This is a genomic window from Micavibrio aeruginosavorus, from assembly GCF_051245535.1.
GTDB lineage: Bacteria > Pseudomonadota > Alphaproteobacteria > Micavibrionales > Micavibrionaceae > Micavibrio > Micavibrio aeruginosavorus_D.
In genome coordinates, this window is sequence record NZ_CP195303.1 from 1,167,991 (window position 1) to 1,194,125 (window position 26,135).

The 26,135-nt window shown below is 56.0% G+C and carries 24 protein-coding genes; 11 read left to right on the forward strand and 13 right to left on the reverse strand.

Going from position 1 to position 26,135, the window contains the following annotated elements; all coding sequences use genetic code 11:
- Positions 1–207: 207 nt before the first annotated feature.
- The gene (locus ACSC94_RS05685) at positions 208–2,067 is read left to right on the forward strand and encodes an ABC transporter ATP-binding protein (RefSeq protein ID WP_435642078.1); all 1,860 of its coding nucleotides are present in this window, start codon (positions 208–210) and stop codon (positions 2,065–2,067) included.
- Between the two features lie 11 nt (positions 2,068–2,078).
- Here the strand turns inward: ACSC94_RS05685 and ACSC94_RS05690 are convergent, their stop codons facing one another.
- Entirely contained in the window at positions 2,079–2,453 is a 375-nt protein-coding gene (locus ACSC94_RS05690; protein ID WP_435642079.1) for a hypothetical protein, read from the reverse strand.
- Between the two features lie 272 nt (positions 2,454–2,725).
- Between ACSC94_RS05690 and greA the strand changes: the two genes are divergently transcribed.
- Entirely contained in the window at positions 2,726–3,199 is a 474-nt protein-coding gene (greA, locus tag ACSC94_RS05695) for a transcription elongation factor GreA (RefSeq protein WP_435642080.1), read from the forward strand.
- A 76-nt stretch (positions 3,200–3,275) separates the two neighbouring features.
- Here the strand turns inward: greA and ACSC94_RS05700 are convergent, their stop codons facing one another.
- From ACSC94_RS05700 to ACSC94_RS05710, 3 genes are all read right to left on the reverse strand, one after another.
- Positions 3,276–3,485, reverse strand: coding sequence for a hypothetical protein (locus tag ACSC94_RS05700; RefSeq protein ID WP_435642081.1), 210 nt, complete (start codon positions 3,483–3,485; stop codon positions 3,276–3,278).
- A 13-nt stretch (positions 3,486–3,498) separates the two neighbouring features.
- Entirely contained in the window at positions 3,499–3,735 is a 237-nt protein-coding gene (locus ACSC94_RS05705; protein ID WP_435642082.1) for a hypothetical protein, read from the reverse strand.
- Between the two features lie 155 nt (positions 3,736–3,890).
- The gene (locus ACSC94_RS05710; protein WP_435642083.1) at positions 3,891–4,364 is read right to left on the reverse strand and encodes an Lrp/AsnC family transcriptional regulator; all 474 of its coding nucleotides are present in this window, start codon (positions 4,362–4,364) and stop codon (positions 3,891–3,893) included.
- 149 nt (positions 4,365–4,513) lie between these two features.
- Here ACSC94_RS05710 and ACSC94_RS05715 point away from each other — a divergent pair, with 149 nt between their 5' ends.
- From ACSC94_RS05715 to ACSC94_RS05735, 5 genes are all read left to right on the forward strand, one after another.
- On the forward strand, positions 4,514–5,467 hold the full coding sequence (locus ACSC94_RS05715; RefSeq protein WP_435642084.1) for a mitochondrial fission ELM1 family protein: 954 nt from the start codon (positions 4,514–4,516) through the stop codon (positions 5,465–5,467).
- A 78-nt stretch (positions 5,468–5,545) separates the two neighbouring features.
- Positions 5,546–6,535 carry a thioredoxin-disulfide reductase gene (gene trxB / locus ACSC94_RS05720; protein WP_435642085.1) on the forward strand — a complete coding sequence of 330 codons (990 nt, stop codon included), beginning with the start codon at positions 5,546–5,548 and terminating at the stop codon, positions 6,533–6,535.
- Positions 6,536–6,569: 34 nt separating this feature from the next.
- On the forward strand, positions 6,570–7,460 hold the full coding sequence (locus ACSC94_RS05725; protein WP_435642086.1) for a LysR family transcriptional regulator: 891 nt from the start codon (positions 6,570–6,572) through the stop codon (positions 7,458–7,460).
- Between the two features lie 332 nt (positions 7,461–7,792).
- Positions 7,793–9,064, forward strand: a complete 1,272-nt coding sequence (locus ACSC94_RS05730) for a patatin-like phospholipase family protein (protein ID WP_435642087.1) — start codon at positions 7,793–7,795, stop codon at positions 9,062–9,064.
- Positions 9,065–9,224: 160 nt separating this feature from the next.
- Positions 9,225–10,973 (forward strand): patatin-like phospholipase family protein, encoded by a 1,749-nt coding sequence (locus tag ACSC94_RS05735; RefSeq protein ID WP_435642088.1) that lies wholly within the window; start codon positions 9,225–9,227, stop codon positions 10,971–10,973.
- Positions 10,974–11,032: 59 nt separating this feature from the next.
- Here the strand turns inward: ACSC94_RS05735 and ACSC94_RS05740 are convergent, their stop codons facing one another.
- The 6 genes from ACSC94_RS05740 to mfd all read right to left on the reverse strand — a co-directional run bounded on the left by ACSC94_RS05740 (position 11,033) and on the right by mfd (position 19,961).
- On the reverse strand, positions 11,033–12,250 hold the full coding sequence (locus ACSC94_RS05740; RefSeq protein ID WP_435642089.1) for a pyridoxal phosphate-dependent aminotransferase: 1,218 nt from the start codon (positions 12,248–12,250) through the stop codon (positions 11,033–11,035).
- A 141-nt stretch (positions 12,251–12,391) separates the two neighbouring features.
- Entirely contained in the window at positions 12,392–13,342 is a 951-nt protein-coding gene (locus tag ACSC94_RS05745; RefSeq protein WP_435642090.1) for a prephenate dehydratase, read from the reverse strand.
- Positions 13,343–13,450: 108 nt separating this feature from the next.
- Complete coding sequence (locus ACSC94_RS05750; protein WP_435642091.1) at positions 13,451–14,527, reverse strand: aminoglycoside phosphotransferase family protein; 1,077 nt, start codon at positions 14,525–14,527, stop codon at positions 13,451–13,453.
- Positions 14,528–14,588: 61 nt separating this feature from the next.
- The gene (locus ACSC94_RS05755; RefSeq protein ID WP_435642092.1) at positions 14,589–15,005 is read right to left on the reverse strand and encodes a hypothetical protein; all 417 of its coding nucleotides are present in this window, start codon (positions 15,003–15,005) and stop codon (positions 14,589–14,591) included.
- Between the two features lie 87 nt (positions 15,006–15,092).
- Positions 15,093–16,322, reverse strand: a complete 1,230-nt coding sequence (locus ACSC94_RS05760) for a Glu/Leu/Phe/Val dehydrogenase dimerization domain-containing protein (protein ID WP_435642093.1) — start codon at positions 16,320–16,322, stop codon at positions 15,093–15,095.
- A gap of 99 nt (positions 16,323–16,421) precedes the next feature.
- Positions 16,422–19,961 carry a transcription-repair coupling factor gene (gene mfd / locus ACSC94_RS05765; RefSeq protein WP_435642094.1) on the reverse strand — a complete coding sequence of 1,180 codons (3,540 nt, stop codon included), beginning with the start codon at positions 19,959–19,961 and terminating at the stop codon, positions 16,422–16,424.
- Here mfd and ACSC94_RS05770 point away from each other — a divergent pair.
- Together ACSC94_RS05770 and ACSC94_RS05775 are read left to right on the forward strand one after the other, a co-directional pair.
- On the forward strand, positions 19,876–20,160 hold the full coding sequence (locus tag ACSC94_RS05770; RefSeq protein WP_435642179.1) for a hypothetical protein: 285 nt from the start codon (positions 19,876–19,878) through the stop codon (positions 20,158–20,160). The genes mfd and ACSC94_RS05770 overlap by 86 nt on opposite strands.
- Before the next feature lie 18 nt (positions 20,161–20,178).
- Positions 20,179–20,970 carry a hypothetical protein gene (locus ACSC94_RS05775; RefSeq protein WP_435642095.1) on the forward strand — a complete coding sequence of 264 codons (792 nt, stop codon included), beginning with the start codon at positions 20,179–20,181 and terminating at the stop codon, positions 20,968–20,970.
- A 16-nt stretch (positions 20,971–20,986) separates the two neighbouring features.
- Here the strand turns inward: ACSC94_RS05775 and ACSC94_RS05780 are convergent, their stop codons facing one another.
- Together ACSC94_RS05780 and ACSC94_RS05785 are read right to left on the reverse strand one after the other, a co-directional pair.
- Positions 20,987–21,904 (reverse strand): nitrilase-related carbon-nitrogen hydrolase, encoded by a 918-nt coding sequence (locus ACSC94_RS05780; RefSeq protein ID WP_435642096.1) that lies wholly within the window; start codon positions 21,902–21,904, stop codon positions 20,987–20,989.
- 96 nt (positions 21,905–22,000) lie between these two features.
- Positions 22,001–22,417, reverse strand: a complete 417-nt coding sequence (locus ACSC94_RS05785; protein ID WP_435642097.1) for a hypothetical protein — start codon at positions 22,415–22,417, stop codon at positions 22,001–22,003.
- Positions 22,418–22,553: 136 nt separating this feature from the next.
- On the opposite strand from ACSC94_RS05785, the gene ACSC94_RS05790 reads away from it, so the two are divergent.
- Entirely contained in the window at positions 22,554–23,594 is a 1,041-nt protein-coding gene (locus ACSC94_RS05790) for a hypothetical protein (protein WP_435642098.1), read from the forward strand.
- On the opposite strand, the gene ACSC94_RS05795 is transcribed toward ACSC94_RS05790, so the two are convergent.
- Positions 23,591–23,875 carry a succinate dehydrogenase assembly factor 2 gene (locus ACSC94_RS05795; RefSeq protein WP_435642099.1) on the reverse strand — a complete coding sequence of 95 codons (285 nt, stop codon included), beginning with the start codon at positions 23,873–23,875 and terminating at the stop codon, positions 23,591–23,593. The genes ACSC94_RS05790 and ACSC94_RS05795 overlap by 4 nt on opposite strands.
- Positions 23,876–23,919: 44 nt before the next feature.
- Here ACSC94_RS05795 and recG point away from each other — a divergent pair, with 44 nt between their 5' ends.
- Positions 23,920–26,064, forward strand: coding sequence for an ATP-dependent DNA helicase RecG (recG, locus tag ACSC94_RS05800; protein ID WP_435642100.1), 2,145 nt, complete (start codon positions 23,920–23,922; stop codon positions 26,062–26,064).
- Positions 26,065–26,135: the final 71 nt, after the last annotated feature.

The following is a 26,135-nucleotide window of genomic DNA, read 5'->3' on the forward strand; positions in this document are numbered from 1 at the left end:
AGGACGTCATCCCGGCGAAAGCCGGGATCTTCCCCAAACCCTAAAAATCTCACCACGAAGACACGAAGATCACTAAGTTTTCACGAAGAAGGAAAAAGCGCGCACTTGCGCGCACTGAAAAACTTCGTGTTTTTCTTCATGCCCTTCGTGTCTTCGTGGTGAGATACGATTCCCTCGCCGGGATAAAAAAATGGAAAGAGTACGCGCGTGCCCATTACATTCTTAAAACCGAACATCCCCTCCGCCCCGCCCGGTGAATTGCCCACCGGGTTTGGGGGATTTCTGTTGTATGTCTGGCGCAAGAACCCGGTTTTGTGGGGCCTCTTTCTGTTACAGGACATCGTGCATTTTATGCGCTATCCCCTCGCCTTTATCCTGCTCGGGCGGATGATTGATATTTTGAAGGACGCAAACCCCGCCGATGGCCTGCCCCCGGCGGCGCTGAGCACATTAGCGATGATGGTTGCCGTACTGGGCATTGGAGAGTTGGCGCATATCTGGACCGCGCACACCATCCTGCATTGGAAACCCAAATTGCGCACCGTGATCCGGGGCGATTTCCTGTCCTACACCATGGGGCACAGTCATGCGTATTTTCAGGATAATTTCGCCGGCGCGCTGGCCCGCAAAGTGTCCGAAGTGGCGGAAAGCGCCCTGCGCCTGCACGATATTATCCGGTTCCAGATCTGGTTCGCCCTGATCCAGATGGGCACGACCATGTTGTTCATGTTTTCGGTCAATCCATTATACGGATGCGCCCTGCTGTTCTTCATTATTGCGGTGACCACGCCGTTATTCGTGCGTATCCCAAAATTGCGCCAGCGGTCTTTGCGCTATTCCGAACAACGCGCCCATGTCACGGGCATGGTCGTGGATATGCTGACCAATATTCCGGCGGTGAAATCCTTTGCCACCTTGCCGCATGAAATTGGCGTGCATAGCGCGGAATCGGATATTGAGCGGACCCGCTACAGCAAATTGCTCCGCAACATGATTCAGATCGAAGATTTACGCCGCATCTGCCTTGTCACACTGGGCGGCGGCATGACGGCGCTCGCCTGTATGGGCTGGGCGCATGAATGGATCAGTGTTGGCCAAGCTTCCAGCATTGCCACCATGTCCTTGATGCTGACCGGTACGACATGGATGCTCAGCGGCGGGATCGTGCAGTTCGTGGACGAAGCGGGCTATATCACCGACGCCCTGCGCATCACCGCCCGCCCCCACGGCATTTCCGATGAACCCGGTGCCAAACCATTGCCCGTCACACAGGGCGCAATCGAATATCGCAATGTGAATTTTGCCTTCGCCAATTTCCCGATTTTCCGCGATTTGAATTTGAAAATTGCAGCGGGTGAGAAAATTGCGCTGGTCGGCCCGTCGGGCGCGGGGAAAAGCACGTTTGTATCCGTCCTGCTGCGCCTGTATGACCTCAATGGCGGCGAAATTTCCATTGATGGCCAGAACATCGCGCATGTGACACAGGACTCCCTGCGTCAGGCCGTGGCGATTATCCCGCAGGACACCGCCCTGTTCCACCGCAGCCTGATGGAAAATATCCGCTATGGCCGTTTGGATGCCACCGATGACGAGGTGATCGCGGCGGCGAAGAAAGCCTATGCCGATGATTTCATCAACACCTTGCCCGAAGGGTACAACACACTGGTCGGTGAACGCGGCATTCGCTTGTCCGGCGGACAACGCCAACGCATTGCGATTGCCCGCGCCATCCTGAAAAACGCCCCGATCCTGATTCTGGACGAGGCCACTTCGGCGCTGGACAGTGAATCCGAACGGCTGATCCAACAGGCGTTGGACGATTTAATGAAGGGCAAAACGGTCATCGCCATTGCCCACCGCCTGTCCACCATTGCGCGGATGGACCGCATTATTGTGCTGGACCGTGGTGTGATTGCGGAACAAGGCAACCACGAAACTTTGCTAAAAAATCACGGGCTGTATGCGCGGTTGTGGTCGATGCAGTCGGGTGGTTTTCTGCACGCAGACGAAATTGGCGGAGAAAACTCCCCCGCCAATGCCGAACCTGTGAAAACTATTGATGGGTAAGTGAAGCGCTCTTACGGCTCCAGCGGCTCAATCGGACGAATGCCGTTTTTACCAACAATCAGGACATCGTTCTTTTTGCAGATATCAATGCCAAAACGTACGTGAAGTTTACCAACATACGTGCTGACGTTCGTGTCACGGCATGTCTTTTCATCAATGTTGCGTGCAAAACGCTTGCCGTACCCTTTAACAACGTCCTTCTTTTCTTCTTCGGTCATTTTTACGCCGGTCTGCGTTTCAACATCCTTGGCGATATAATCAGCCATCTGTTTAATCAGCGGGTCATTCTGGTGCGGAGCATCTTCGGCCACAGCGTTTGTTACAACGGCGCTCAGGAAAATGGCCGCCAGAATGCGGGATGTTGTACGGGAGAAAGATGTCGTCATTGTGCGATCCTGCCTATTCGATTTTATGGTTATTATGGAGCATCGTTTATGGCACGCCGCCCCACCCCGCACAAGGAATTATAAACCGTTTAAAATCAATCCATTAACCCTTCATTTTTATCCCTATTGACCTTTGGTCGGCGCTTGGCCTAATGTGCCTTTAACAGTTTTGGAACGAACCCAATCCCGTCGCTCGCGGCGGGGTTTGTTTTTTGGAAAAATTTCAAAACACATCAAAAACGAGAAGAAGAACAGACGAAGGAATTGAAGTCATGGATAAAGTCCCAATGACCAAACAAGGGTATGACGCGCTGGAAAAAGAGCTGCGCACCCTGAAAAGTGTTGAACGCCCGGCGGTGATCGTTGCGATTGCCGAAGCCCGCGCGCATGGCGATTTGTCCGAAAACGCCGAATATACCGCCGCGCGCGAACGCCAGAGCTTTATCGAAGGCCGCATCAAGGAACTGGAATCCGTTATTTCGGCCGCCCAGATTATTGATCCGTCCAGCCTGACCGGCAACACGATCAAGTTTGGTGCAACCATCTTGCTGGCCGATGAAGACAGCGGCGATGAAGTCACGTACAAAATCGTTGGCCCGTATGAATCCAATGCCGACAAGGGCATGATTTCCACCACCGCCCCGATTGCGCGCGCGTTGATTGGCAAGGGCGTTGGCGACAGCGTCGAAGTAATTACCCCGGCGGGCAAACGCTCCTACGAAGTGCTGGACGTGCAATACATTTAAGCGCGTTAGAATAAAGAAAAAGACCGCCCCGGGTTTCCCGTTGGCGGTCTTTTTTTTATTCTTCGGGCGGCCGCGTTTAAAGCTTCAGATTCAACGCTTCAATCTGTTTTTCCGTGCGTTCTACAATGGACTGTGCGGTTTTCGCGTCAATCCTGACCATCGCGCCACCATGGGCCCCCGTCGCAATACAGAACCCGCCTTTTGCGGCGCTTAATTCTGCTTCCAGAGCGCACAATTCCATTTTGGTTTGAATGCGGCTGATTGTATTGAAAAGTTTCGCCCACATCGCGATCGTTCCTCTATCCCAGCTTGGCTTGCAGATCTTTGATCCGCTGTTCGGATTCCTTGATAATCGCCTTGGCCGTTTGCGGATCAATGTCGCGCAAGGTGTTGGCCACAGACCACGGGCCGCGCACAGCCATCGGCATCTGCATTTTACCCGCCTTCGCGGCATCGAGACGGTTTTGCTGATCCATGATCTCCAACCGGATGAACAGGTCCGCAACAGGTTTAAAAATTGATTTCAGAGACGGCATAACGGTTCCTCCGATGTTGGCGGCCAAACGCAGAAGAAGAACAAGAGGATACGCAACATGGATCATGGCCTGAACAAATCCACGAACTTATGTAAAGGCCTCGCGGCCAGATGTCAAAGATGATGCAAATTATCTATTAAAATCAAAAGGCTATATTAAACGTCAATCGGCACGCCCGGCATATCTTTGGTCGAACGGATCGCCAGAGACGACTTCACCGACGTCACGTTCGGCGCGGCGGTCAGTTGTTCGGTCAGGAAATGCTGATAATCATCCCAATCCTTGGCCACGATTTTCAGCAGGAAGTCCGTCTCCCCCGCCAACATGTGCGATTCCCGCACCATCGGCCAGGTTTCAACCAGTTCCATGAATTTCTTCAAATCATTCTCGGCCTGACTGACCAATTTCACCTGTGCGAACACGGTAACGCCATATCCCATCGCCGTTGAATCAATGCGCATGAAGTATCCGCGGATATAACCGGATTCTTCCAATGCGCGCACACGGCGCAGACATGGCGGTGCGGAAATGCCCGCTTTCTGTGCCAGTTCTACGTTGGTGATGCGTCCGTTTTCCTGCAGGTGATGAAGTATTTTCTTATCGATTTTATCGAGCTTGACGCGTCGCATGGGGATATGTATTTCGCAAAATTGTTATATGAACGAAGGACGCTCTGATATAAAGTTGCGCGTGGCCCTATGCAAGCCCTTTCTGAAAGCGTTTTCCGCATTGGCATAACACCACAAAAAACCAAGACCATCTTTGGAAAATCCCCACAATGACACGCTGCTGGATCGTCACCGAAGGCCTGACCGGAACGGAAAACCAATGTTTGGGCGTAGCTGAAGCGCTTGGCGTTATTCCGGAAATAAAGCGCATTAACTTGAAGCAGCCTTGGCGCACCCTGTCCCCATGGCTGGGGTTTGAGCATGCGGGCATATTCACCGGCGATTCCATCACCGCCCCATGGCCCGACCTCGCGCTGTGTTCCGGACGCAAAGCCATCGCCGCCGCACGTTACATTCGCAAGGCCAGTGGCGGGAAAACTTTGGTCGTGCAAATTCAGGATCCGCGCGTATCGCCGGACCAATTCGATCTGGTCGCCGTGCCCGCGCACGACCCCACACGCGGACGCAATGTGATTGTCACAACAGGCGCACCCAACCGTATCAATAAAAAAATGCTGGATGATGCGCGTGGTGATTTTACATCGCTGCTCTCGCCCCTGCCCGCGCCGCGCGTGGCCGTGATGATTGGCGGCACCAGCAAAGCCTATGGCATGAATGATGATGTTGCACGCACATTGGCGGCACAGTTAAGCGGCTTGCGCGATCAGGGATGCGGATTGATGATCACCGCGTCGCGCCGCACCGGGGCCACACAACAGGCCATCATCCGTGATGCGTTGAAAGATGATCCGAACGTCTTCTTCTGGGATGGCACCGGGCCCAATCCGTATCTGGGGTTCCTTGCGTGGGCCGATGCCGTTCTGGTCACCGCCGACAGCGTGTCGATGTTGTCCGAGGCCGCCACCGCCGGAAAGCCCGTTTACATCATTCCCATGACGGGCGGCGCCCCCCGGATTGATGCTTTGCACCAAGCCCTGATCAAACACGGCGCGGCCCGGATGTTTGAGGGAAAACTGGACCAATGGACATATCGCCCCCTGAATGATGCGGGAATCGTGGCTTTGGCCATATGGAATGCTCTGAAAAACCCGAAAAAGGGATGATTTTGCCCTTTACCCCTCCTCCTCCGCCAATTAAGACTATGTTATTCAAGTCATTTAGTAGAGTAAGGACGGATCGTCATGAGCACTGGCGCGGACACAGCGACGCACACGAAAGTATTGATTATTGGATCTGGCCCGGCCGGATACACGGCAGCCATCTATGCCGCGCGTGCCAATTTGAATCCGATTCAGATTCTGGGTCTGGAACCGGGTGGCCAGTTGACCATCACCACCGACGTTGAAAACTTCCCCGGCTTCGCTGACGTGATCCAAGGCCCGTGGCTGATGGACCAGATGAAGGCCCAGGCCGAACATGTCGGCACCAAGATGGTTTATGATTTTATCAAAGAAGTGGATTTCAACGTCCGCCCCTATCGCGCCATCGCCGATTCCGGCACCGTGTACACCGCCGACACCGTGATTATCTGCACGGGCGCAAAAGCCCGCTGGTTGGGCCTGGAAGGCGAACAGACATTCCGTGGTCTGGGCGTATCCGCCTGTGCCACATGCGACGGGTTCTTCTTCCGTGGGAAGAAAGTGGCCGTTGTGGGTGGCGGGTCCGCCGCCGTGGAAGAAGCCATCTTCCTCACCAATTTCTGTGAGAAGGTCACGTTGATCCACCGCCGCGATACATTGCGCGCGGAAAAGATCGCGCAGGACCGCCTGTTCAAAAACCCGAAGGTTGAAGTGATCTGGGACAGCGTTGTGGAAGACATTTTGGGCGATAACAGCCAAGGTGGCGCGGGCGTCACCGGATTGTCGTTGAAAAACGTCAAAACGGGGGATGTATCCACGCTGGATGTCGACGGCATGTTCGTCGCCATCGGGCACGTTCCGGCAACGGAAATTTTCAAGGGCAAGGTCAATCTGGACAGCGAAGGCTACATCGTCACCGCACCGGATTCCACCGCCACCAATATCCCCGGCGTCTTCGCCGCAGGCGATGTGAAAGATAAAACATTCCGCCAAGCGGTGACCGCCGCCGGTATGGGATGCATGGCTGCGCTGGAAGCGGATCGCTATCTGGCCGTACTGGAATCTGACCACCGCGCGCACGCGGCCGAATAACGAAACACCAAACGAAGAACAGGACGTCGCGGCAATGGATTGGGACAAGCTTCGCATTTTTCACGCCGTTGCCGAGGCCGGAAGTTTTACCCATGCCGGTGAAACGCTGAACCTCAGCCAATCCGCCGTATCGCGGCAGATCAGTTCGCTGGAAGAAAGTCTGGGCGTCACCCTGTTCCACCGCCATGCGCGGGGATTGTTGCTGACTGAACAAGGCGAATTGCTACATAAAACGGCCCGCGATATTTTCGGCCAGCTTTCAATGATCGAAGGGCAATTGCTGGATTCAAAACAATTGCCCGAAGGCCCGCTGCGCATCACCGTTGCGGAATTTATCGGCTCGACATGGCTGGCCCCCAATCTGGGGCGGTTCCGCGAACAATATCCGGATATTCAACTGACCATCCTGTTGGATGATCGCATTTTGAATCTGGGCATGCGCGAAGCCGATGCCGCCATTCGTTTGTACAAACCGGAACAACCGGATTTGATTCAGCGTCAATTGACGACATTGAATTTCCGCATCTGTGCATCATCGTCTTATTTGAAAAAACACGGCACGCCGAAGGACATCAAGGATCTGCAATCGCATACGTTGATCGGCTTCCCGGAAAACGTTCCCGCGCCGTATGCCGATCCGAACTGGTTGTTCCGCATCGCCGGCGTGGACCCGGAAGATTACAACAAGATCATTATGATGAACTCGCTCTACGCCATCCAGCGCGCGGTGGAAAGCGATGCCGGTATTGCCTCCCTGCCCGATTACATGATCCGCCAGAATCCCGACCTGCAAATCATCCTGCCCGATGCCGAACGGGCCGGTGTGGACATGTATTTCGTGTACCCGGAAGAACGCCGCCATTCCCGCCGCATCGCGATTCTGCGGGACTTCCTGATCGAAAATATCCAAAAAACCGGGAAATAAGCCTGTTTTTGGCATCGCACAACCCGCTTACAACGCCCGGTTACGGGCGTTTTTCTTATGAAAATCAACGCACTAAGCCATTGGTATGCAAAAAACGCATATCAGATCATGCGAAAAATGCTGTAGACGCGAAGGATCGAGTGGGTATATAAAGCGGCCATCGACGTTTCGACGTTGATGGGATCTTCCCAGATCCTACGTCTCCCAGACGTGAAACCTCCCTGTTCAACTCGCCGGGCCCAAGTGGTCCGGTTTTTTTTTGCGCGAATTGGATTGGGCCGCGATATACTGGATACCCGATTCACTCAAAGCGTTTTTACAGAATCCATCCCGTGTCCGAATCCAACAGAACCCAGATTGCCCTTTTCAACTATGGCGGCGGATTACGCGGCCTGATCCCCGCCTATATCATGGCGCGGATTGAGGATGTTACCGGCCTGCGCATGACCGACATGGTCGATATTTTTGCGGGCCCGTCGACCGGATCGATTTTGAACGCGGCGCTGAATTTGCGTCACCCGGAACACCCGGAACAACCAAAATACCGCGCCCGCCACATGGTGCGTTTTTACGAACGCGAAGGCGCGCGTATTTTCCCGGCGGATTCATTCCGCGAGATGCGCGGACTGATCCACGATTTCAACAACCGTACCATGAAACTGAACCAGCTAAACTGGCTGTTCAAACATGGGCATTACGACCCATCCAATCTGGGGCATGCGTTACAGGCGTTGTTCGGCAATGCGCAATTGGCAGACTCGCTGCGCAGCCTGATCATCCCCTGCTACAACATTGACGGCGATGGCATTGAGGCCGTGACAGAACGTGGCGAAACCGGCAATTCCCCCGTTCACACCAAAAACAATTTCATCAACGAAGGTGGCCATGCGCTGTGGCTGAAAAGCATGCGCACGGGCACGCCCGCGGAACACCGCATCAACACACCGCACGTATCCATTTACGACGCCGTGATGGCCAGTTGCGCCGCCCCGACCTATTTCCCGTGCCACCATTTCCCGGCCACCCTGCCGGGTGATGCGCACCGGAAATATTATTCGGCCATTGATGGCTGCATTTTCGACAACCCGTGCATCAGCTATCTGGGCGCGATCCGGCAACATATTCAGCCGGGCCAGAATTTGAAAATGATCGTTCTGGGCACCGGGTACACCAACAAATCCATCAAACGCGATGAATGGAACCGCTTCGGTGCGTTGGGCGTCGTCGACCCGGTCAATGACCTGCCCCTCATCAACATCTTCTTCAACGCCTCTGAATCCGCTTTGATGGATTCCTTCGCGGCGGAGATGGGCGACAATCTGTACATCTTCAACAAATCTCTGCACATGGGCCGCCACGGCGATTTCCCCAGCATCCAGATCGATGATGCCAGCCCGGAAAACATGAACCGCCTGCGCCTGTTCTTCGAAGCGATCATGGAAGAAAACGCCCGCACGTTTGACGAGGTCTGCCATATCCTGGTCAGCAACCGCGACCGCCGGTCCGACGAAGACCGCGGCAAGCGCAAGGAAGGCGTTTTGCGCTATTTCGTGTCCATGTTCGATGGCCGGGATTCCAGCACGGACCGCTCGCTGGACGACTGAAAACCGCCGATTCATCGTCCCTAAGCCCCTGAAATGCCCCGAATCTGGGGATATTTTCGCGCCGCACAACGCACCAAACCTGACATCCCGGCAAATATGGTCTAAGTTTCCCCTGCGATATGCAAAACAAGTCACCCGCGTAAACAAAAAGTGACATTATATGAGCAACAGGGACAACACCGATCATCAAGAGCCACAGGATTACGTTCTGTACGTACCCGGTGGCGTGCTTTGGGGCATTTACCCGCTGGTCGTTCTCAAGTTTCTTGAGGACCTGACCCAGCTTCCCGTCAGCAAGCAATTCAACAATTTTGCCGGATCATCCACCGGGGCCGTTGCCTTGGGCGGATTGAACATCCCGAAATCCAAGGGATCGACCGAGCCGCGTTATTCCGCCGCCGACACGCTGGATTTTTACAAGGTCGTTGGCCGCCGCACCTTCCCGCCGCGCTCGGCCTATTACGAACGCCAGTTGATCATGGACCTGGTCAAACTGGGGCATGAATTTACCCGCGAAATCGTATTCATGGCGTTTGAGAAAACGGACGCCCTGCTCTCTGCCGGGGTCAATGGGGGCGGCCGTTTGCTGAACCGCCTGAAACGCTCGACCACGCCGTATGAACCCTTTGTCCTGAAACCCATGCGGTTCCTGCACAACACAGTGATCCGCCCGGTTGATAATGCCGTTGAACGGGGCATTGACCATCTGCTGGCCAAATCCCGCTATGACATCAATGTCCTGCGCGAAGCCTTGGACACGGCCTATCGTTTCGAAGATACGAACGAGCCCGTCAAGCTGAACGAAACAATCGTCAGCCACCACGTCACATCCATGAACGTGACGCGCAATGAACCCGCCATTTTCTTCCACTTCAAGGACGAAACCGGCACGACGGGCCATGTATCACACCCGGATATGGAGATCGTTGACCTGACCTGCGCCAGCAGCGCGGCCCAAACGATTTTCCAGCTTTATAAAGCCGACAACGGCAACCATTATTGCGACATCGCCCATTTTGACACCCCGCAAACCCCGATCAACAGTTATCAGGGACGGATGCAGAACAATAAGAACATCAAGCTGGTCATGATTGGCACCGCCAAGCGCGACGCCGAAATTGATGTCCAGCGTTTGAACGGCATGTTGTTCCTGCAACAATTGATTGGCCGGTTGGGCGCGCACCTGCTGGGCCTGCCGCAACGCTTTATCCTGCAACGCGACCTGATGAATTTGCGCCAGAATCTGGGCGCGGATAACGTCCTCGTCATTGATAAATCGATGAGCAAGGACACGCTGCGCGCGCAAGTGTTAAGCAATCCACGCGTGATCAACGCGGCGGCGCATTTTGGCGTCGATCTGCGCGCCCGTTCACAGATCAGCCATCAGGACCGCACCCCATCTCCGGACCTGTTCGATTCCCGCGACGCGAATATCGAGAAGATGGAAGCGTTCGGCTGGGACATGGTGTGGGAAAATATCGACACGCTGGTGCCGCTGGCCAAGGAACTGGTCCAGAATGCGGCCCTGCGCGGCCATATTACGGATGACCGGGCGAGCGAGATCATTCGCGGCATCGATAAAATCTATCCGATGAATGATGCCGCCATGGCCTATGACCATGATAACGACAACATCCCGGCCCCCGAGCCCAGCAAGCCCAGCAAATGGTTGCAGTTTGATGAGCGCACGCCAGCAACGTTGCGCCAATCGATTGCGGGTTTATTCAACCGCATCGTACAACGTGATCGATACACGCCGCCCCCGCCGCCTGCGGCCCCCTATATTCGGGACCGGGAAAATCCCCTGCCGAAACAAGATGGCGATTTATGCAATGTCTGCACCAGCGGGCAGATCGATCCGAAAAAACAACGCCCGCCCTGCACCCACAAGGGGCCAGAGCCGAAATAGACGAATAGAAAAAACGGCCACTTGTGAGTGGCCGTTTTTCTTTGATCTTTTATTGGAAATTACGCCGCCGCGCGTTTCTTCAACGCCGCGCACGCACGTTGGATGCGGGCGCAGGCTTCCGTCAAATCCTTGTTCGACGTGGCATAGGAAATGCGGAAATATGGTGACAGGCCAAACGCTGCCCCCTGCACCGCCGCGACGCCTTCGGTTTCCAACAGATAGGTAACGAAGTCGCTGTCGGATTGGATCACTTTGCCATCTGGCGTTTCCGCACCAATGCACCCGGCACAGGACGCATAGACATAGAACGCGCCTTCCGGTGTCGGGCATGTAATGCCCTCGGCCTGATTCAACAGACCCACAACCAGATCGCGGCGTTCTTTGTACACGCGGCGCCATTCGTTCAGGAAGGTTTGGTCCCCGTTCAGGGCCGCCACGGCTGCCGCTTGAGAAATGGATGACGGGTTGGACGTGGAGTGGCTTTGAATGCCGCCCATCGCCTTGATCAGCTCTTTCGGGCCTGCCGCATAACCAATGCGCCAGCCGGTCATGGCATAGGCCTTGGACACGCCATTGACGGTCAGCGTGCGGTCTTTCAAACGCGGCTCAACCTGTACCGGCGTTGCAAATTCAAACCCGTCATAGACCAGATGTTCATAAATATCATCGGTCATCAGCCAGACATGCGGGTGTTTCATCAGTACATCGGTCAGCGCCTTCAATTCCGCTTTCGTATACGCCGCACCCGTCGGGTTGGACGGAGAGTTCAGGATCAGCCATTTGGTTTTCGGCGTAATGGCCTTGTCCAGATCGGCGGCCTGCAGTTTGAAGCCATGTTGTTCGCCGCATTCAACGAACACCGGGGTGCCCTCGGCCAGAATGGTCATATCCGGATAGGATACCCAGTACGGGGCCGGGATGATCACTTCATCCCCCGGGTTCAGCGAGGCCATCAGAGCGTTGTACAAAACCTGTTTCCCGCCCGTGCCCACGGTGATCTGGTCCGGTGTATAGTCGATGCCGTTTTCACGTTTAAATTTTTCACAGATCGCTTTTTTCAACGCAGGCGTGCCGTCAACGGCGGTGTATTTCGTCTGCCCGGCTTTCATGGCGGCGGTGGCGGCGTCCTTGATCCAGTCCGGCGTATCAAAATCCGGCTCGCCCGCGCCCAGACCGATAACATCGCGGCCCGCGGCTTTCAGCTCGGCGGCTTTGGTCGTCACGGCAATGGTCGGTGACGGTTTAATTTTCGACAGACGGCTGGCCAGAATAGACATTCTTCTTCTCCTTTAGATGGTCAACTTCATTTTCATCACAAATGTCATCCCGAACGCATGTGAGGGATCTCACCTTCACAAAAACCGACCAAGGTGAGATCCCTCGTCGCTTCGCTCTGTCGGGATGACAGAACTCTTTCTTTAACCCGCCACCGGCAGGAATGGATTGCCATGCCCGCGTAAATCACTGGCGGGATAGCACCCCATAATCCGCATCGCGGCGGTGTGGCCCGCAAATTCATCCAGAACCGGTTTCATCGCCGGGTCCGCCATGTTCGCGCCCACATCGACATAGAATGTCGGGTTGGGCCGCGCCGGACCGGCCATGTATGTTTCCAGTTTCGTCATGTCGATATTGTGGCGTTCAAACACGTTCAGCACGCGGAACAACGCCCCCGGCTTGTGCGCGGTTTCGAACAGGATCGAGCTGATCGCCGGGCCAGAAATGGCCCCCGCCGCCAGCGGTTCACGCGCCAGCACGAGGAAGCGCGTGGTGTTCATATCCACGTCTTCGATGTTCTTCTGCAGGATCGTCATATTATACAGATCCGCTGCATCTTCCGATGCAATCGCCGCAATGTCGGGCGACATGAAATTGGCGATCGCGCGCGCCGCGCCAGCCGTATCGTAATATTCCTTCGCCGACGCGCGTGGCAAATTGTCGGCCATGAATTTGCGGCATTGGGACAAGGCTTGCGGATGGCTGCGCACTTCGCGGATGGATGAGAGGGCGACGGCCACCTCCTCCGCGCTTAGATCACTTTCTTTCCATGCGACGATGTCTTTGGTGGTCATGTTTTCCGGTGGTGCGCCGCGGAAGGCTTTGCGCGGGATCATCAGGCAATGGTGAATTGGCACCATATGTTCGCCAACGATAAACAATCCGGATTCAGGCAGCAGGTTATAAACCTCCATCACCCGGCCGGATGTGGAATTTTCAACCGGGATCATGGCGCAATCGACATCGCCATTTTCAACGGCGCTCAACGCATCCTGAAATCCGCGATAGCCTTGGTAATACCCGTCGGGGAAATATTCGGAACAGGCGCGATAAGAGAATGATCCCTTGATGCCCTGATAACTGACCCGCATTGGCTTATTTTCCGTATCGCCCAAGATGTTCCATCCGGTAAAAGTGACCCGGAATTTTTACTATGGGAATTGTGGCGATGCAACAGCGTCCAAGCGTAAAAACACGCCCTAGAACGCATCCGGACGGATCAGTTTCGCCGTATCCTTGGAAATGGCCGGGATGACGGTGAAATCCAGCCCCGCGCCCTTCGCCCAATCGGCCAAGGGGGCCAGAATGGGGTCGTTCAGACCATCACGAATATACCCGGCCACGCGCGGTAAGTGGGCCAGATACCGATCCTTGCCATCGCGGACAGCCAGACGGATAAACTGCCCCAGCACGCGGCAATGGAATTGCGTGGCCAGCACGCGGTACCATGCGCGGAACGCGTCGCGTTCATCATCCGCCATGTCGGCACAATACCGATCCAGCATGGCATTGCGCAGATCAACGGGTACATCGACCCGCGCATCTTCCAGCAAGTTCGCCAGATCATACGGAACCGGCCCGGTCATCGCGCCTTGAAAATCAAGAATGCCGCAACGGTTCAAATCACGCGCCCCCGGCAACCACATCAGATTTTCGAAATGGTAATCGATATGCAGGAACCCACGCGGCACCGGCGGCAGGGATTTTTCAATCTTGTCCCACGCGGCCAAATAATCATCGACGATCCCGTCAATATTCTTCTGCCCCAGTGCTGCGGGCATATACCAATCCACCAGACGGCGGCGGCCCGTATGCACGTGGCTGGCGTAATAATCGGGCAGCTTGATGTCCCCGTCCTTCGCCCGCTGACGCAAGGCGATCAGGGCATCGGTGGCCAGGGCATAAAGGTCTTCGCGTGTTGCCACGCTTGTTTCCATGGCGCGTTTAAAGGACACATCGCCGAAATCTTCGATCAGCACGAACCCTTCCGCCGCATCCGTGTCATAGACCGTCGGCGCACACAGGCCGATGGAGCGCAGATAGGTGCTGATGCGCAGGAAATCCTGAATCGAATGCCCGGGCGTCGCCATCGGGTGACCATCGGGCATCGCCTCCATCAAAACGCGCGTTTCGCCATCCGGCTTTTGCAGGCGGACATAACGGCGAAAAGCGGAATCTTCGCCCACAGGATGAATGCTGGCATCCCCCCACCCGGCACGTGACAAAAAGGCCGTGCGCAACGCATGGCGGGCGTTAAACCATTCGAGTGGAGTCATAGAGGGGGACGCAGTTTGTTTGGGTTTTGGTTTTGATTTGGGCATTGAAAAATACTTACACTTACTTTTTATCAGCGGGAGGCGTGCGCCCCGCCAGTTTCTTCAATGCATCAATATGCGATTGCGATGCCTTTTTCCGGCGACCGGATAAGGCGGGTGATCCGCTTTCATGGCCGAAAATGGCTGTGCCCGCACCGGACAACGCTTTCAAAATTTCTTTGCCGAACGTGTCGGGCGGCATATCCAATGTGCGCGGCGTGGCGGGAATATCTTCATCGATAATCGCGCCTTCCGGATGTTCAACAACACGGTTCACCGCGTGGGCGACGATGCCGGTTAAATGCGGCTGGGCCAACGCCATCAGAAGGCGCGGGTCTTCATAACTCCACGCGATCACTTGCTGACGGGCCTTGGTTGCATTTCCGCGTGACAGGCGCAGGGCCTCCCGGATGCGGCTTTCGGCATATTCACGGCTCATGGTCTGGCCCTCCGACGGCCTGTCTTTGATCCTTCCTCCAGTTTGACACAGTTTGCGCCCGCGTCAAAACCGGGAAGAACCAAAACATTAACCCACTGTTTTTAAATCAAAAATTCGCGAAAGCGCCAGATACAGCCCCGCCTGAACCGGGGCCACATTGTGCAGAGCGGCCAGATCGACCACACGCCCGACATTGTCCGTGATCTTCGCAATGGTCATGGATTTGGCCGCCGCCACCTTGTCCCCCGCCGCATGGGTCAGCTCGACAAAGGCCGCAATGATGCCGCCCGGGTTGGCAATAAAGTCAGGGATCAGCATCACGCCCCGGTCATGCAACGCCAGACGCGCGGAGTCGCTCACCGGACCATTCGCCCCCTCCACCACCAGACGGGCGCGGACACGGCCCACATTTTCATCCGTAATCACATTCTGCACCGCGCAGGGGAAGACGACATCAACATCGTGATACAACACATCCGCTGCATCCACCGACGTTAAGGTTCCTTCCATCGGCAACAACGCCGTCGCCTTGTCAAAATCCATACGAACCAGCGCATCGCGCAGATCATGCGACAATGGTTTTTCAAACACCCATGTGCCGCCATATTTCGGATCGGCCATGGATGCCAGTTGCGCGCCATGGTCACCGAAATAGCGCAGAACCGCAGCCCCCATCGCCCCCATGCCCTGCACCGCAAAGCGCGTGGCGGCAATATCGCTTTTGTTTAGGTCCAGAAAGGCTTTGGCCGCCGTCGCAACGCCCAGCCCGGCAATGCCCTCACGGTCATAGTCGGTGCCGCCCATATGCACGGGTTTGCCCGTAAAACTGCGCGTGGATTGCAATTCGTCACACGCCCACAACGCGTGTTCCGGCTTTCCGCCAATATCAAATCCAAACCCGCCAAACATCCCACCATTTTCATGCAGGAACGGTTTGCACAGCGACACGAAACGGCGATATTGGGTTTCAAATCCATCCGCGGATGAATTGGCGCACAACCCTGACTTCGCCCCGCCCAGCGGCAAACCAGCGGCCGCGTTTTTCAACGCCATCGTCCGCGCCAACATACGCACTTCGTCCAAGGTCAGGGTCGGCGTAATGCGCGTGCCACCCTTGCCGGAGAATTGCAGCGGCCCGCCCGCGCTGATCTTCGTGTTCCACACCACAACGTGCCCTTCGACGCCGAGCGCGGGGTCGCGCACGGTGACTTCGAATTCCGGTTTCATCGCGGCGAAGCGCTGTTTCAAATTTTCAAGTTCGTTGAGAAAATCCGAATCCGTTGTTGAGGCCCGATCCAGCGCGACAGTGTTGGTCATGTGAAAACCCTGATCCGTATAATGGTGAAAACAGGCAGATTTTCGCACGCCCGCACAGCCTTCAGCAAGGCGGTCACAGGGCGGTGCAACATAGCGATTTCAGGTGTTTGCCAACCCGGCCAGCTCACGGATCAAGCCCTGAACCCCCTGCACCCGGTGGGCGGGGCGGTCCCAGGAGCGCACGGCGGCCAATTTCTGGTCCGGGCGCAGTTTGATTGATCCGGCTTTGGATTGCAGCCATTGCATGATGGCCACCGGGTTGGGCGGCGCATCTTTATAGAAGCCAATGACGGCCCCCTTTGGCCCGGCATCGACCCGGTCCACATGCGCGGCGCGGCAAAGTTGTTTGATCTCGACGATCTGCAACAGATTTTCCACCTCGTCCGGCACCGGACCGAAACGGTCGATCAGTTCGGCGGCGAACCCTTCGATATCCGATTTTGTTTCCAGTTCGGACAGACGGCGATACAAGCTCATCCGCACGTTCAGATCCTCGACATAGTTTTCGGGGATCAGGACGGATGTGCCGATATTGATTTGCGGGGACCAGCGTTCTTCATGTGGCGCGGCACCCAGTTCGGACCCCGCACGCGCATCGGCCACGGCTTCTTCCAGCATTTGCTGGTACAATTCCACACCCACTTCGCGAATATGGCCGGATTGTTCTTCGCCCAGCAAGTTCCCGGCCCCGCGAATGTCCATATCGTGGCTGGCCAACTGGAACCCCGCGCCCAGCGTGTCGAGCGTTTCCATCACCTCCAGCCGCTTTTGCGCGGTGGCCGACAATTTCTGGTCCGGGGCGTAGGTCAGATAGGCATAGGACCGCAATTTCGACCGCCCCACGCGCCCGCGAATTTGGTAAAGCTGGGACAGGCCGAACAGGTCGGAGCGATGAATGACGATCGTGTTCGCCGTCGGAATATCAATCCCGTTTTCAATGATGTTGGTGGCCAGCAAAACGTTATATTGCCCGTCATAGAAGGCTGTCATGCGGTCTTCCAGTTCCTGCGTGCTCATCTGGCCATGGGCGGCGATAACCTTCACCTCGGGCACCAGCTCTTTCAGCATGCGCTCGACCTCGTCCAGATCCTTGATGCGCGGGCAGACATAGAAGCTTTGCCCACCGCGATAATGTTCGCGTAACAAGGCCTCGCGGATCACGACCGGGTCGAACGGCAGGACGAACGTCCGCACGGCCAGTCGGTCCACCGGCGGCGTCGCCATCAACGACAAATCCCGCACCCCGGTCAGCGACATTTGCAATGTCCGCGGAATCGGCGTGGCCGTCAGGGTCAGGACGTGGACGTTGGTCTTTATTTCTTTCAAATACTCTTTCTGCTTCACGCCGAACCGTTGTTCTTCATCCACGATCAGCAGGCCGAGATTTTTGAATTTCACGCTCTTGGCGAACAAAGCGTGCGTACCGATGACGATATTCACATCCCCGTCCCGCAAACCATCCTTTGCCTTTGCCGCGTCACGGGCGCTGGCGAAACGGGAGAGTTGTTCGATGCGCAGACCCAGCCCGGCAAAGCGCTTCATAAAATTCTGGTAATGCTGGCGTGCCAGAAGCGTGGTCGGCACGACCAGCGCCACCTGCGCCCCCGACATGGCGGCGATGAAGGCCGCGCGCAAGGCCACTTCCGTCTTGCCAAACCCGACATCGCCGCAGACCAGACGATCCATCGGGTGATCCGTGTTCAAATCGTCCATCACATCCATGATGGCCCGCAATTGATCGTCGGTTTCCTGATACGGGAAACGGGATACAAATTCGTCATAGATGCCATCGCTGACATGCAGTTTTTCGCTTCGCTGCATCATGCGGGCGGCGGCGATTTTCAACAGCCCCTCCGCCATCCGCATCAAATCTTTTTTCACGCGGGCTTTACGCGCCTGCCACCCGGCCCCGCCGAGCTTATCAAGCTGGGTCGTGCCCTCGTCACTGCCGAAACGGGACAAAACCTCGATATTCACCACGGGCACGAACAATTTATCGCCACCGTCATAAACGACTTTCAGGCAATCATGCACGACCCCGGCGGCGGAAATGGTTTCCAACCCGTCAAAGCGGCCAATGCCATGATCGACGTGAACAACCAGATCGCCAGGCGTCAGCGACGATACCTCGGTCAGGAAATTATCCGCCTTGCGCTTCTTCTGCTTCCGGCGCGCCATGCGGTCGCCGAGGATGTCTTGTTCCGTCAAAATCGCCAGATCGGGGGACACAAATCCGTTTTCCAGCGTTAAAATCGCCATGCCCGTCTGGCCGGGGTTCAGCGATTTCACATCATCCCAATGGTCGCAATCCTTGAAATTGGCGAACCCCGCATTGGTCATCAAACTGCGCAGGCGTTCGCGTGAGCCGGAGCTGTAGGCCGCAATGACGATCTTGCGCCCTTTTTCCGCACGCAAATGGGCGACATGGTTGGCCAGTTCGCCGAACACGTCGGCATCGGGGCGCGCGCGGATATCGCCAAAATCGCGCCCCTTGCGCCCGCCCGCATCATCCATCCCCGCTTCATCGGCAGAGCCGAAGGGCGATAATTGCGTTTCATCGGCGGCCAAGCGACGCCATTCATCGGTGGCAATATACAGATCATGCACCGGAACCGGGTGATAGATGGTGCCGGACAGGGACACATCACTGCCCTCCTTCCGCGCTTTCTTCTTATCCTTGGCGGAATCTTCCAATGTGCGGCGGGCGGCGTAGAAATCTTCCACCTGCGCCAGACGTTCGGCGCGGGATTGTTCGGCCAGATGGTCCACCGTGACGGACGCGCCGGGGGCGTAATCGAACAGCGTGTCCAGTTGATCAAAAAACAACGGCAACCAATGATCCATGCCGTTATAACGGCGGGCCGATGATACGGCCTCATACAACGGATCATCATTGCGCACCACGCCGAATAAATCGCGGTAGCGCGCACGGAACCGGGCGATGGAATCGTCATTCAGGAAAAATTCGGTCGCGGGACGCAGGGCGAAGTGTGACAACTTCTTATCCGTGCGCTGGCTGGCGGGATCGAAGGTGCGAATGCCCTCCAGCGTATCCCCAAACAGATCGAGGCGCAGCGGGTCGTCATAACCCGATGGGAACAAATCAATAATGCCGCCGCGTTGCGCGAACTCCCCCGCTTCGCGCACGGTATCGGTGCGGACATACCCATTCTGGCCGAGGAAATTCATTAACGCATCGACATTCACCCGTTCGCCAACGCGCGCAATGAAGCTGGCTCCCTCCAACGCCGCGCGCGGTGTCACGCGTTGCGTCACCGCATTGACCGTGGTCAGGACGAGGCGCGGAAAGCGTTCTTTCTGCTGATCCCAATGGATCAGGGTTGCAAGCGCCGCCACGCGGTGCGCGACAATATCGTTGTTGGGCGATACACGGTCATAAGGCAAACAATCCCACGCCGGAAACTGCACCACCTGCACATCGGGCGCAAAGAACCCCAGCAGGTCGGCCAGCTCCGCCACGCGGGCATCATCCATCGCGACATGAATCAACACCCGGTCATCGGGCATCAACGCCCGCGCCCGGTCGGCCAGAATGCGCGCATCCATCCCCTCGGGTGCCCCGAACAGGGTCCGCAAGGTTGATACAGATTTGGAGGATGGTTCAGAAGCGCCGGACATAGGCGGTTTTGTACCCCCCCAATCCATTCAGATCAAAGGTTTTTTCAGTCCTGAAACCACGCCGGATCGGCACGTTTTGCAGTGCAGCAAATACGCCAATAAAATCAGTGCACTATGGCAAAAAAGATGGCGACAAAAATCAGATTGGGATAAATACTGTGCCGCAGCAGACAGAAAAACAACCAATCCAACTGCGTAATAACAGGACATATGTCGTATGGGACTGCAATTTGCCAACGTGACGAAGGACCGCAAGGATCTGTTTAACGCCCTTGCCCAAGCCTACGCCGAAATCTACATCCCGGCTTTCCCGGATCAGAACGAGCGTGAAAGTCTGGAACAAATCCACGATTTGATGAGCGGCGCAGTTCCCGGCGTACAAGCCATCGTGAATATTGCCGGAAACAATCTGACCTCCAACGGCCCGGACCGCGTGGTCAAGGGCATTGCCGTGGCCTATCACTTCAACCCGGCCCATGTCGGTTTGCTGGCCTATAACGCCGTGTGCCCAAAGGCCAAGGGCGAAGGCATCGGCAAGATCCTGGTCCACAGCCGGATTGAATCCATGAAACAACTCTCCGCCAACCAAAACGCGTCGTTGCGCGGCGTGTTCGTTGAATGCCACGATCCTGCACGTTTTAACGCCACGAACGACGTTATGGACCCCAATGCGCGCATTCGCCTGTTCCAGTCATGGGGCGCGCGCGAAGTGCCGTTTAACTATGTCCAGCCGCCGCTGGATGCGCATCTGGATTATTGCGACAATATGACCCTGTTCAACTATCCGGTTGATGGCAAATATGCCGGGCCACAGGAAGCATTCGATTTCGTGAAGGCGCAGTTTAACAAAGCCCTGCCCAATTTCGAGCATGACCGCATCGAGCATTATCGGAACATGATGCAGGAACTGGCGGCATGGAGAGCCAACGCCGCCAACGACAACACCCCGCAAAAGGAAACCGCCCCCCTGTTGGACAAGGCGGCGGTTCAATCCCTGAAATTCGTTTAAGGAGAAGCGGCTGAATTTAAGCCGCTTCTTTAATTTCCACGCCCTCGGCGTTCCACGGGCCCGGCCAAACCTCCGGCTTGCCATGACGGATCGCGCGGATTTGCCCCAGCGGCACATCACGGGAAATCAGCATTTCACCCGGCAGATCGTTACCCGGCGAAACGGCAATATCGGCCCAAATGCCCGTGTAACCAAACGCTTCTTCGCACGGCAGGTACAAGGATGCACCGCTGTGATACGTATCGCGCTTTTTCCCGGCCAATGTCGGAGCGCCTACGCAACCGACAACCGCCAAAGCGGTCAGCATTTCAACGGCCCGCGCCTTGGCACAGCCGAACACGCGGTGATACCCGGATGGTTTTGACGTTTGCGACGGTACGAAAATCAAATCGATATCCAGCATGGACATTTTGCACGACAGGATCGGCATTTCGATGTCGAGGCAAATCAGGATGGACAGGCGGAACCCGCGCCATTCGATGATCTTCACATCCTTGCCCACTTCCAATTCCCACGATGCCGGGTCTTTTTCAAACGGGGTCATGACCAGCTTGTCATGGAACGCTGCTTCGCGGTCCGGGAACAGGAACCAGCAGCGGTTGGTGAAACCATTGCCGCTGTCATGCGGCCACGGCATGCTGCCCGCGACCAAGGCCACACCAGTTTTCTTGACCAGCTCCTGCAAAATCGGCTGAACGATCTGGGCTTGGTCCGCCATCCATTCAACTTCCCCTGTCGGAGGCAAATCGGCCGGGGCGTAATGCAGCATCCCTTCGGAGCAATATTCCGGGATCAGCAGCACATCGGCTTTTTCAGCCTTCGCGCGCTCCAACTGGCGTTCCACCAGATCACACCAATCCTGGGCGGATTTGACGGGCGTGCCATAGTTGGCAACCCAATGGGCAATCGTCATGGTTTCTTTGTTGGTCGTCATGTCATTACACCAGTCTGCTACAGGTCAAAGGGAGTTATATTGCGGCGCCAATAAACCATTGCCGCCGCGAATATTCAACAAATTCCGACGTGAAGGTCAGTCGAACAACGGCGTCCATCCGCCACGCCCCTCTTCACGGCCGCCATAGATGCGGTGGTAGGGGCTGAGCGTATAGCCGTTGGGGTTTTTCAGGATGTTATCGGCCCGGCGGGCCTGAACGAAAATATGATGCAGGGTATCAATGGCATCCTTGCCCGACACTGTGGCGTTTTCCGCCAGCAGGCCCCGCTCCCGCCGCGGGTATTTCAGGCCAGAATTTTCCATGCCCGTCCGGTTGACCAACCCGTGCGCCACAGCCCGGTTCAAAATTTCGGACAGATCAACGGCCTGAACGGCCTTGCCCGCGACCGCATTAAAATGCATCCGCGCCGCCTGCGCCCGGATCGCGGCAATATCCGCCGCGCGATGCTGCTCATCCAAGGCTTTTTCTTTTAAAACTTCCAATATTTTCATTGGGTTGCACACCTTCTGAAGGCCCATTACGCACATGCACCATTGAAAATGCCCGAAAATGGTTATTATGTCAAAAACAAAAGCGCGGGCGGCGGTTTTATTGGCATAATATCGGTCAGTTTGCTATGGGTGCCCCATGACCGAACCCAAGACCGCAACCGCCCCCGATTTGACCACTCCGTCCGATGCAGAATTAACGGCAACGATGGGCGTACCCGTCTGCTCCCTGCACATCGATGACATGCCGGGCCTCAATGCGGATGGGACCATAGACTATGATCAAATTTCCCACCGCGTGGAATTTTTGGAAGACTATGTTCGCCGCCATATCCCGGCCGCAGATATGGATGGATTGGAACGCATCGCCCAGCAACGCAGCGCACAGTGCGTCACATTTGTAGAACCCCACGATAATGGGACAGAAACCATATTGGGTTTCTTCATGCTCAAGCCATCGGGCGGTATCTCAGCAGCGCAAGAAATGGCCAATTCATCGGGCATCGCCGCCCATCATATTCAAATGCCCCTCAGTGAGCGCGAAAACGATTTCCTGTCCATCACACATGAAATCGGCCACATGAAGGCCACCACCGAAAAAATTGATTTTGGCACCCGTCACGCCTTGTACAAAGAAGAACTGTACGCCGACACCCATGCGCTTGAATCCCTGGCGCAAAAATTCAATGATTCCAGCAACAAAACGCGCATTATTGACGCCTATGTCGCCTATCGCGCCGTGAACGGATTTTCGTGGCAGGGTCCTGCATACTGGAACGCACCACAACTGGCCATCCGTTTCCACGCGGCAGATGAAACAGGCGATTTAATCCCGCCGATGGAAATTTGGGAATCTTATGCGGAATTGCGTTTTCGCACCGTGGCCAAGTTGATCGAGGGTGTCGATCTGGATGCCTATACATCCGAAATCATCAAACCCGCCCTTTATGCGTGGGGCCGTCACAACACGGAAACGATTACAGACCCGAAAATCAAAAATTTGATGCAACGGTTCCATGCGAACACGCATTCACAGGAATATAAAGCCTGCCGCCATCACGGCGCGCATTTGCGCACGCTGGATCAGATTTTCGAAAAAGCCGCTTTGAGCGAAAAAACCGCCAAACATGCGGACCAAATTTTATCGTCCGCCCGGTTGATCTGCCCGACAATATTCTAAAGATCGGCGGATGATACTTTGTGATCGATCAGCTTTTGCAGCACCGGGGTCATCACATTGGCGGGCGGTGTGGCCTGCCCCGTGACCCAGTTATACAGATCGACATCGTTTAATTGCAGAACCCCGGCATAATCCGCCAGCTCAGATTCTGTAAAACCCTGTACATAGGCCCGGGCAAAACGGCCCAGAATAATGTCCATTTCCTTGGTTCCGCGATGATCGGATTGATACATCAGGCGGCGGCGCAAATCGTCAACGGGTTCGGAATGGTGTGTGTTCATAATGGCGACTTTACCCGCCCCCCATATTTTGGTCAAATCCCCCCATGACCGAGAATGCCCAGCCCGCCAAACATGCCGAAGACACGTCGCCGCCCAAAACCATCGGGCGGCCCTTTGCGTTGGACCCGCTGTTTCGGCCTTTGACTGCTTTATCCGGCATCGGCCCGCGCAATGGAAAATTGTTGGAAAAGTTGGTGGGGGGACCGAAGATCCTCGACCTGCTCTGGCACAAGCCCATCGATTTTATTGATCGGCGCTACGCACCCACACTGGCCGAGGCCCTGCCCGGCAAAACCGCCACGCTGACCCTGCGCGTTGAAAAGCATACGCCGAACACACGGCGCAACCTGCCCTATCGCGTGCGATGCGCGGATGACACCGGGGCCATTGATCTGGTGTTCTTTAACGCGCACAAGGATTACATCGAGAAAAACATGCCGCTGGGCGCAACTATCATCGCCAGCGGCAAGGTCGAGGCGTATCAGGGCCAATTGCAAATGGTCCACCCCGATGCGTTGGGCGCGTTGGAAGACAAGGATTCAATTGCCACCATCGAACCCATCTATGCCCTGACCGCTGGTGTCACAAACAAGGCCGTGCGCAAGGCGATTACATCCGCCCTGCCCGCCGTACCGCCTTTACCGGAATGGCAAGATGCCGCCTATTTCGCGCGCCAGCATTGGCCCGCGTGGGATGATGCGTTACGCACACTGCACAACCCACCCGGCGAAAACGGATTGTCGCCTTTGCACCCGGCACGGGCACGACTGGCCTATGATGAATTGCTGGCCAACCAATTGGCCCTGTCATTGGTGCGATACCGTCAACGCAAAGTGAATGGCCGTGCGTACAACATCAATGGCCCCCACCGCGCCCGCGTTCTGGCCGCCGTGCCATTTGAATTAACGGGGGCGCAGAAACAATCGCTGGTCGAAATCGATGCCGATATGGGCAGCGATGAACGCATGCTCCGCCTGCTCCAAGGCGATGTGGGCAGCGGCAAGACCGTTGTCGCCGCCCTGTCCATGATGAATGCCATTGATACGGGCGCACAGGCCGCCCTGATGGCCCCCACCGAAATTCTCGCCCGCCAGCACGCGCAAAGTTTGAAACCATGGCTGGATGCTGCGGGCGTTCGCTTTGTTATTTTGACCGGACGCGATAAGGGCAAAGCCCGCGACCTGCTCCTGCAACAAATTGCCAGTGGCGCGGCGCAAGTGGTCATTGGCACCCATGCGTTGTTTCAGGATGATGTGATTTTCTCCGATCTTGGCCTCGCCGTTATTGACGAACAACATCGTTTTGGGGTGCATCAGCGGTTGCAACTGGCATCCAAGGGCCGCGGCGTGGATACGCTGGTGATGACGGCCACGCCGATCCCGCGCACGCTGACCCTCACCGCCTATGGCGATATGGACGTCAGCCGCCTGAACGAAAAACCGCCGGGGCGCAAACCCGTGGATACGCGGCTGATGTCGCAAGACAAGCTGGATGAAATGATCGACGGCGTCGCCCGCCAGATTGCCGCCGGAGCCCGTGTCTATTGGGTTTGCCCGCTGGTTGAAGAATCCGAAGTGATGGATCTGGCCGCCGCAGAAGAACGGTTTGATATTCTGCAGGCCCGCTTTGGCGACCGTGTCGGCCTTGTCCATGGGCGATTGAAACCGCAGGAAAAAGACGAGGTGATGGAAAAATTCGCCCGTGGCGACCTGTCCATCCTCGTCGCCACGACGGTGATCGAAGTGGGCGTGAACGTGCCCGAAGCCACGATCATGATTATCGAACACGCCGAACGCTTCGGTCTGGCCCAATTGCACCAATTGCGCGGGCGTGTGGGGCGCGGCGGTGATAAATCATTTTGCTTCCTGCTCTATGCTGGCCCCCTCTCCGATAACGGCAAGGCACGGCTGGCCACCATGCGCGATACAGAAGATGGGTTCCTGATCGCGGAGAAAGATCTGGAACTGCGCGGCAGTGGCGACATTCTCGGCACCAAGCAAAGTGGCTTGCCCACCTTCCGCCTGGCCGACCTGTCGGCGCACGCCGAATTGCTGGCCACCGCCCGGGATGATGCCCGGCTGATTATCGACAAAGACCCCGACCTGAAAGGCCCGCGCGGCAACGCCCTGCGCCATTTGCTTTATCTCTTTGAAAGAGACCAAGCAATTCAATACCTTAGGTCCGGGTGAGCACAGAATTTGCGCCCTTTTTCCGAATTGATTAAGATGCGCTCCATATTCCAAAACGGCTTTATATATAG

Excerpts from the sequence above, each read along its gene's own strand:
- ACSC94_RS05795 (WP_435642099.1), bottom strand. The coding sequence starts at position 23,875 with ATGAACACACACCATTCCGAACCCGTTGACGATTTGCGCCGCCGCCTG.
- ACSC94_RS05700 (WP_435642081.1), bottom strand. The coding sequence starts at position 3,485 with ATGTGGGCGAAACTTTTCAATACAATCAGCCGCATTCAAACCAAAATG.
- mfd (WP_435642094.1), bottom strand. The coding sequence starts at position 19,961 with ATGTCCGGCGCTTCTGAACCATCCTCCAAATCTGTATCAACCTTGCGG.
- ACSC94_RS05780 (WP_435642096.1), bottom strand. The coding sequence starts at position 21,904 with ATGACGACCAACAAAGAAACCATGACGATTGCCCATTGGGTTGCCAAC.
- recG (WP_435642100.1), top strand. The coding sequence starts at position 23,920 with ATGACCGAGAATGCCCAGCCCGCCAAACATGCCGAAGACACGTCGCCG.
- trxB (WP_435642085.1), top strand. The coding sequence starts at position 5,546 with ATGAGCACTGGCGCGGACACAGCGACGCACACGAAAGTATTGATTATT.
- ACSC94_RS05785 (WP_435642097.1), bottom strand. The coding sequence starts at position 22,417 with ATGAAAATATTGGAAGTTTTAAAAGAAAAAGCCTTGGATGAGCAGCAT.
- ACSC94_RS05690 (WP_435642079.1), bottom strand. The coding sequence starts at position 2,453 with ATGACGACATCTTTCTCCCGTACAACATCCCGCATTCTGGCGGCCATT.
- greA (WP_435642080.1), top strand. The coding sequence starts at position 2,726 with ATGGATAAAGTCCCAATGACCAAACAAGGGTATGACGCGCTGGAAAAA.
- ACSC94_RS05705 (WP_435642082.1), bottom strand. The coding sequence starts at position 3,735 with ATGCCGTCTCTGAAATCAATTTTTAAACCTGTTGCGGACCTGTTCATC.
- ACSC94_RS05745 (WP_435642090.1), bottom strand. The coding sequence starts at position 13,342 with ATGCGGGTCAGTTATCAGGGCATCAAGGGATCATTCTCTTATCGCGCC.
- ACSC94_RS05755 (WP_435642092.1), bottom strand. The coding sequence starts at position 15,005 with ATGAGCCGTGAATATGCCGAAAGCCGCATCCGGGAGGCCCTGCGCCTG.
- ACSC94_RS05770 (WP_435642179.1), top strand. The coding sequence starts at position 19,876 with ATGCGCGCATCCATCCCCTCGGGTGCCCCGAACAGGGTCCGCAAGGTT.
- ACSC94_RS05760 (WP_435642093.1), bottom strand. The coding sequence starts at position 16,322 with ATGACCAACACTGTCGCGCTGGATCGGGCCTCAACAACGGATTCGGAT.
- ACSC94_RS05775 (WP_435642095.1), top strand. The coding sequence starts at position 20,179 with ATGGGACTGCAATTTGCCAACGTGACGAAGGACCGCAAGGATCTGTTT.
- ACSC94_RS05740 (WP_435642089.1), bottom strand. The coding sequence starts at position 12,250 with ATGTCTATTCTGGCCAGCCGTCTGTCGAAAATTAAACCGTCACCGACC.
- ACSC94_RS05715 (WP_435642084.1), top strand. The coding sequence starts at position 4,514 with ATGACACGCTGCTGGATCGTCACCGAAGGCCTGACCGGAACGGAAAAC.
- ACSC94_RS05735 (WP_435642088.1), top strand. The coding sequence starts at position 9,225 with ATGAGCAACAGGGACAACACCGATCATCAAGAGCCACAGGATTACGTT.
- ACSC94_RS05725 (WP_435642086.1), top strand. The coding sequence starts at position 6,570 with ATGGATTGGGACAAGCTTCGCATTTTTCACGCCGTTGCCGAGGCCGGA.
- ACSC94_RS05710 (WP_435642083.1), bottom strand. The coding sequence starts at position 4,364 with ATGCGACGCGTCAAGCTCGATAAAATCGATAAGAAAATACTTCATCAC.
- ACSC94_RS05750 (WP_435642091.1), bottom strand. The coding sequence starts at position 14,527 with ATGACTCCACTCGAATGGTTTAACGCCCGCCATGCGTTGCGCACGGCC.
- ACSC94_RS05790 (WP_435642098.1), top strand. The coding sequence starts at position 22,554 with ATGACCGAACCCAAGACCGCAACCGCCCCCGATTTGACCACTCCGTCC.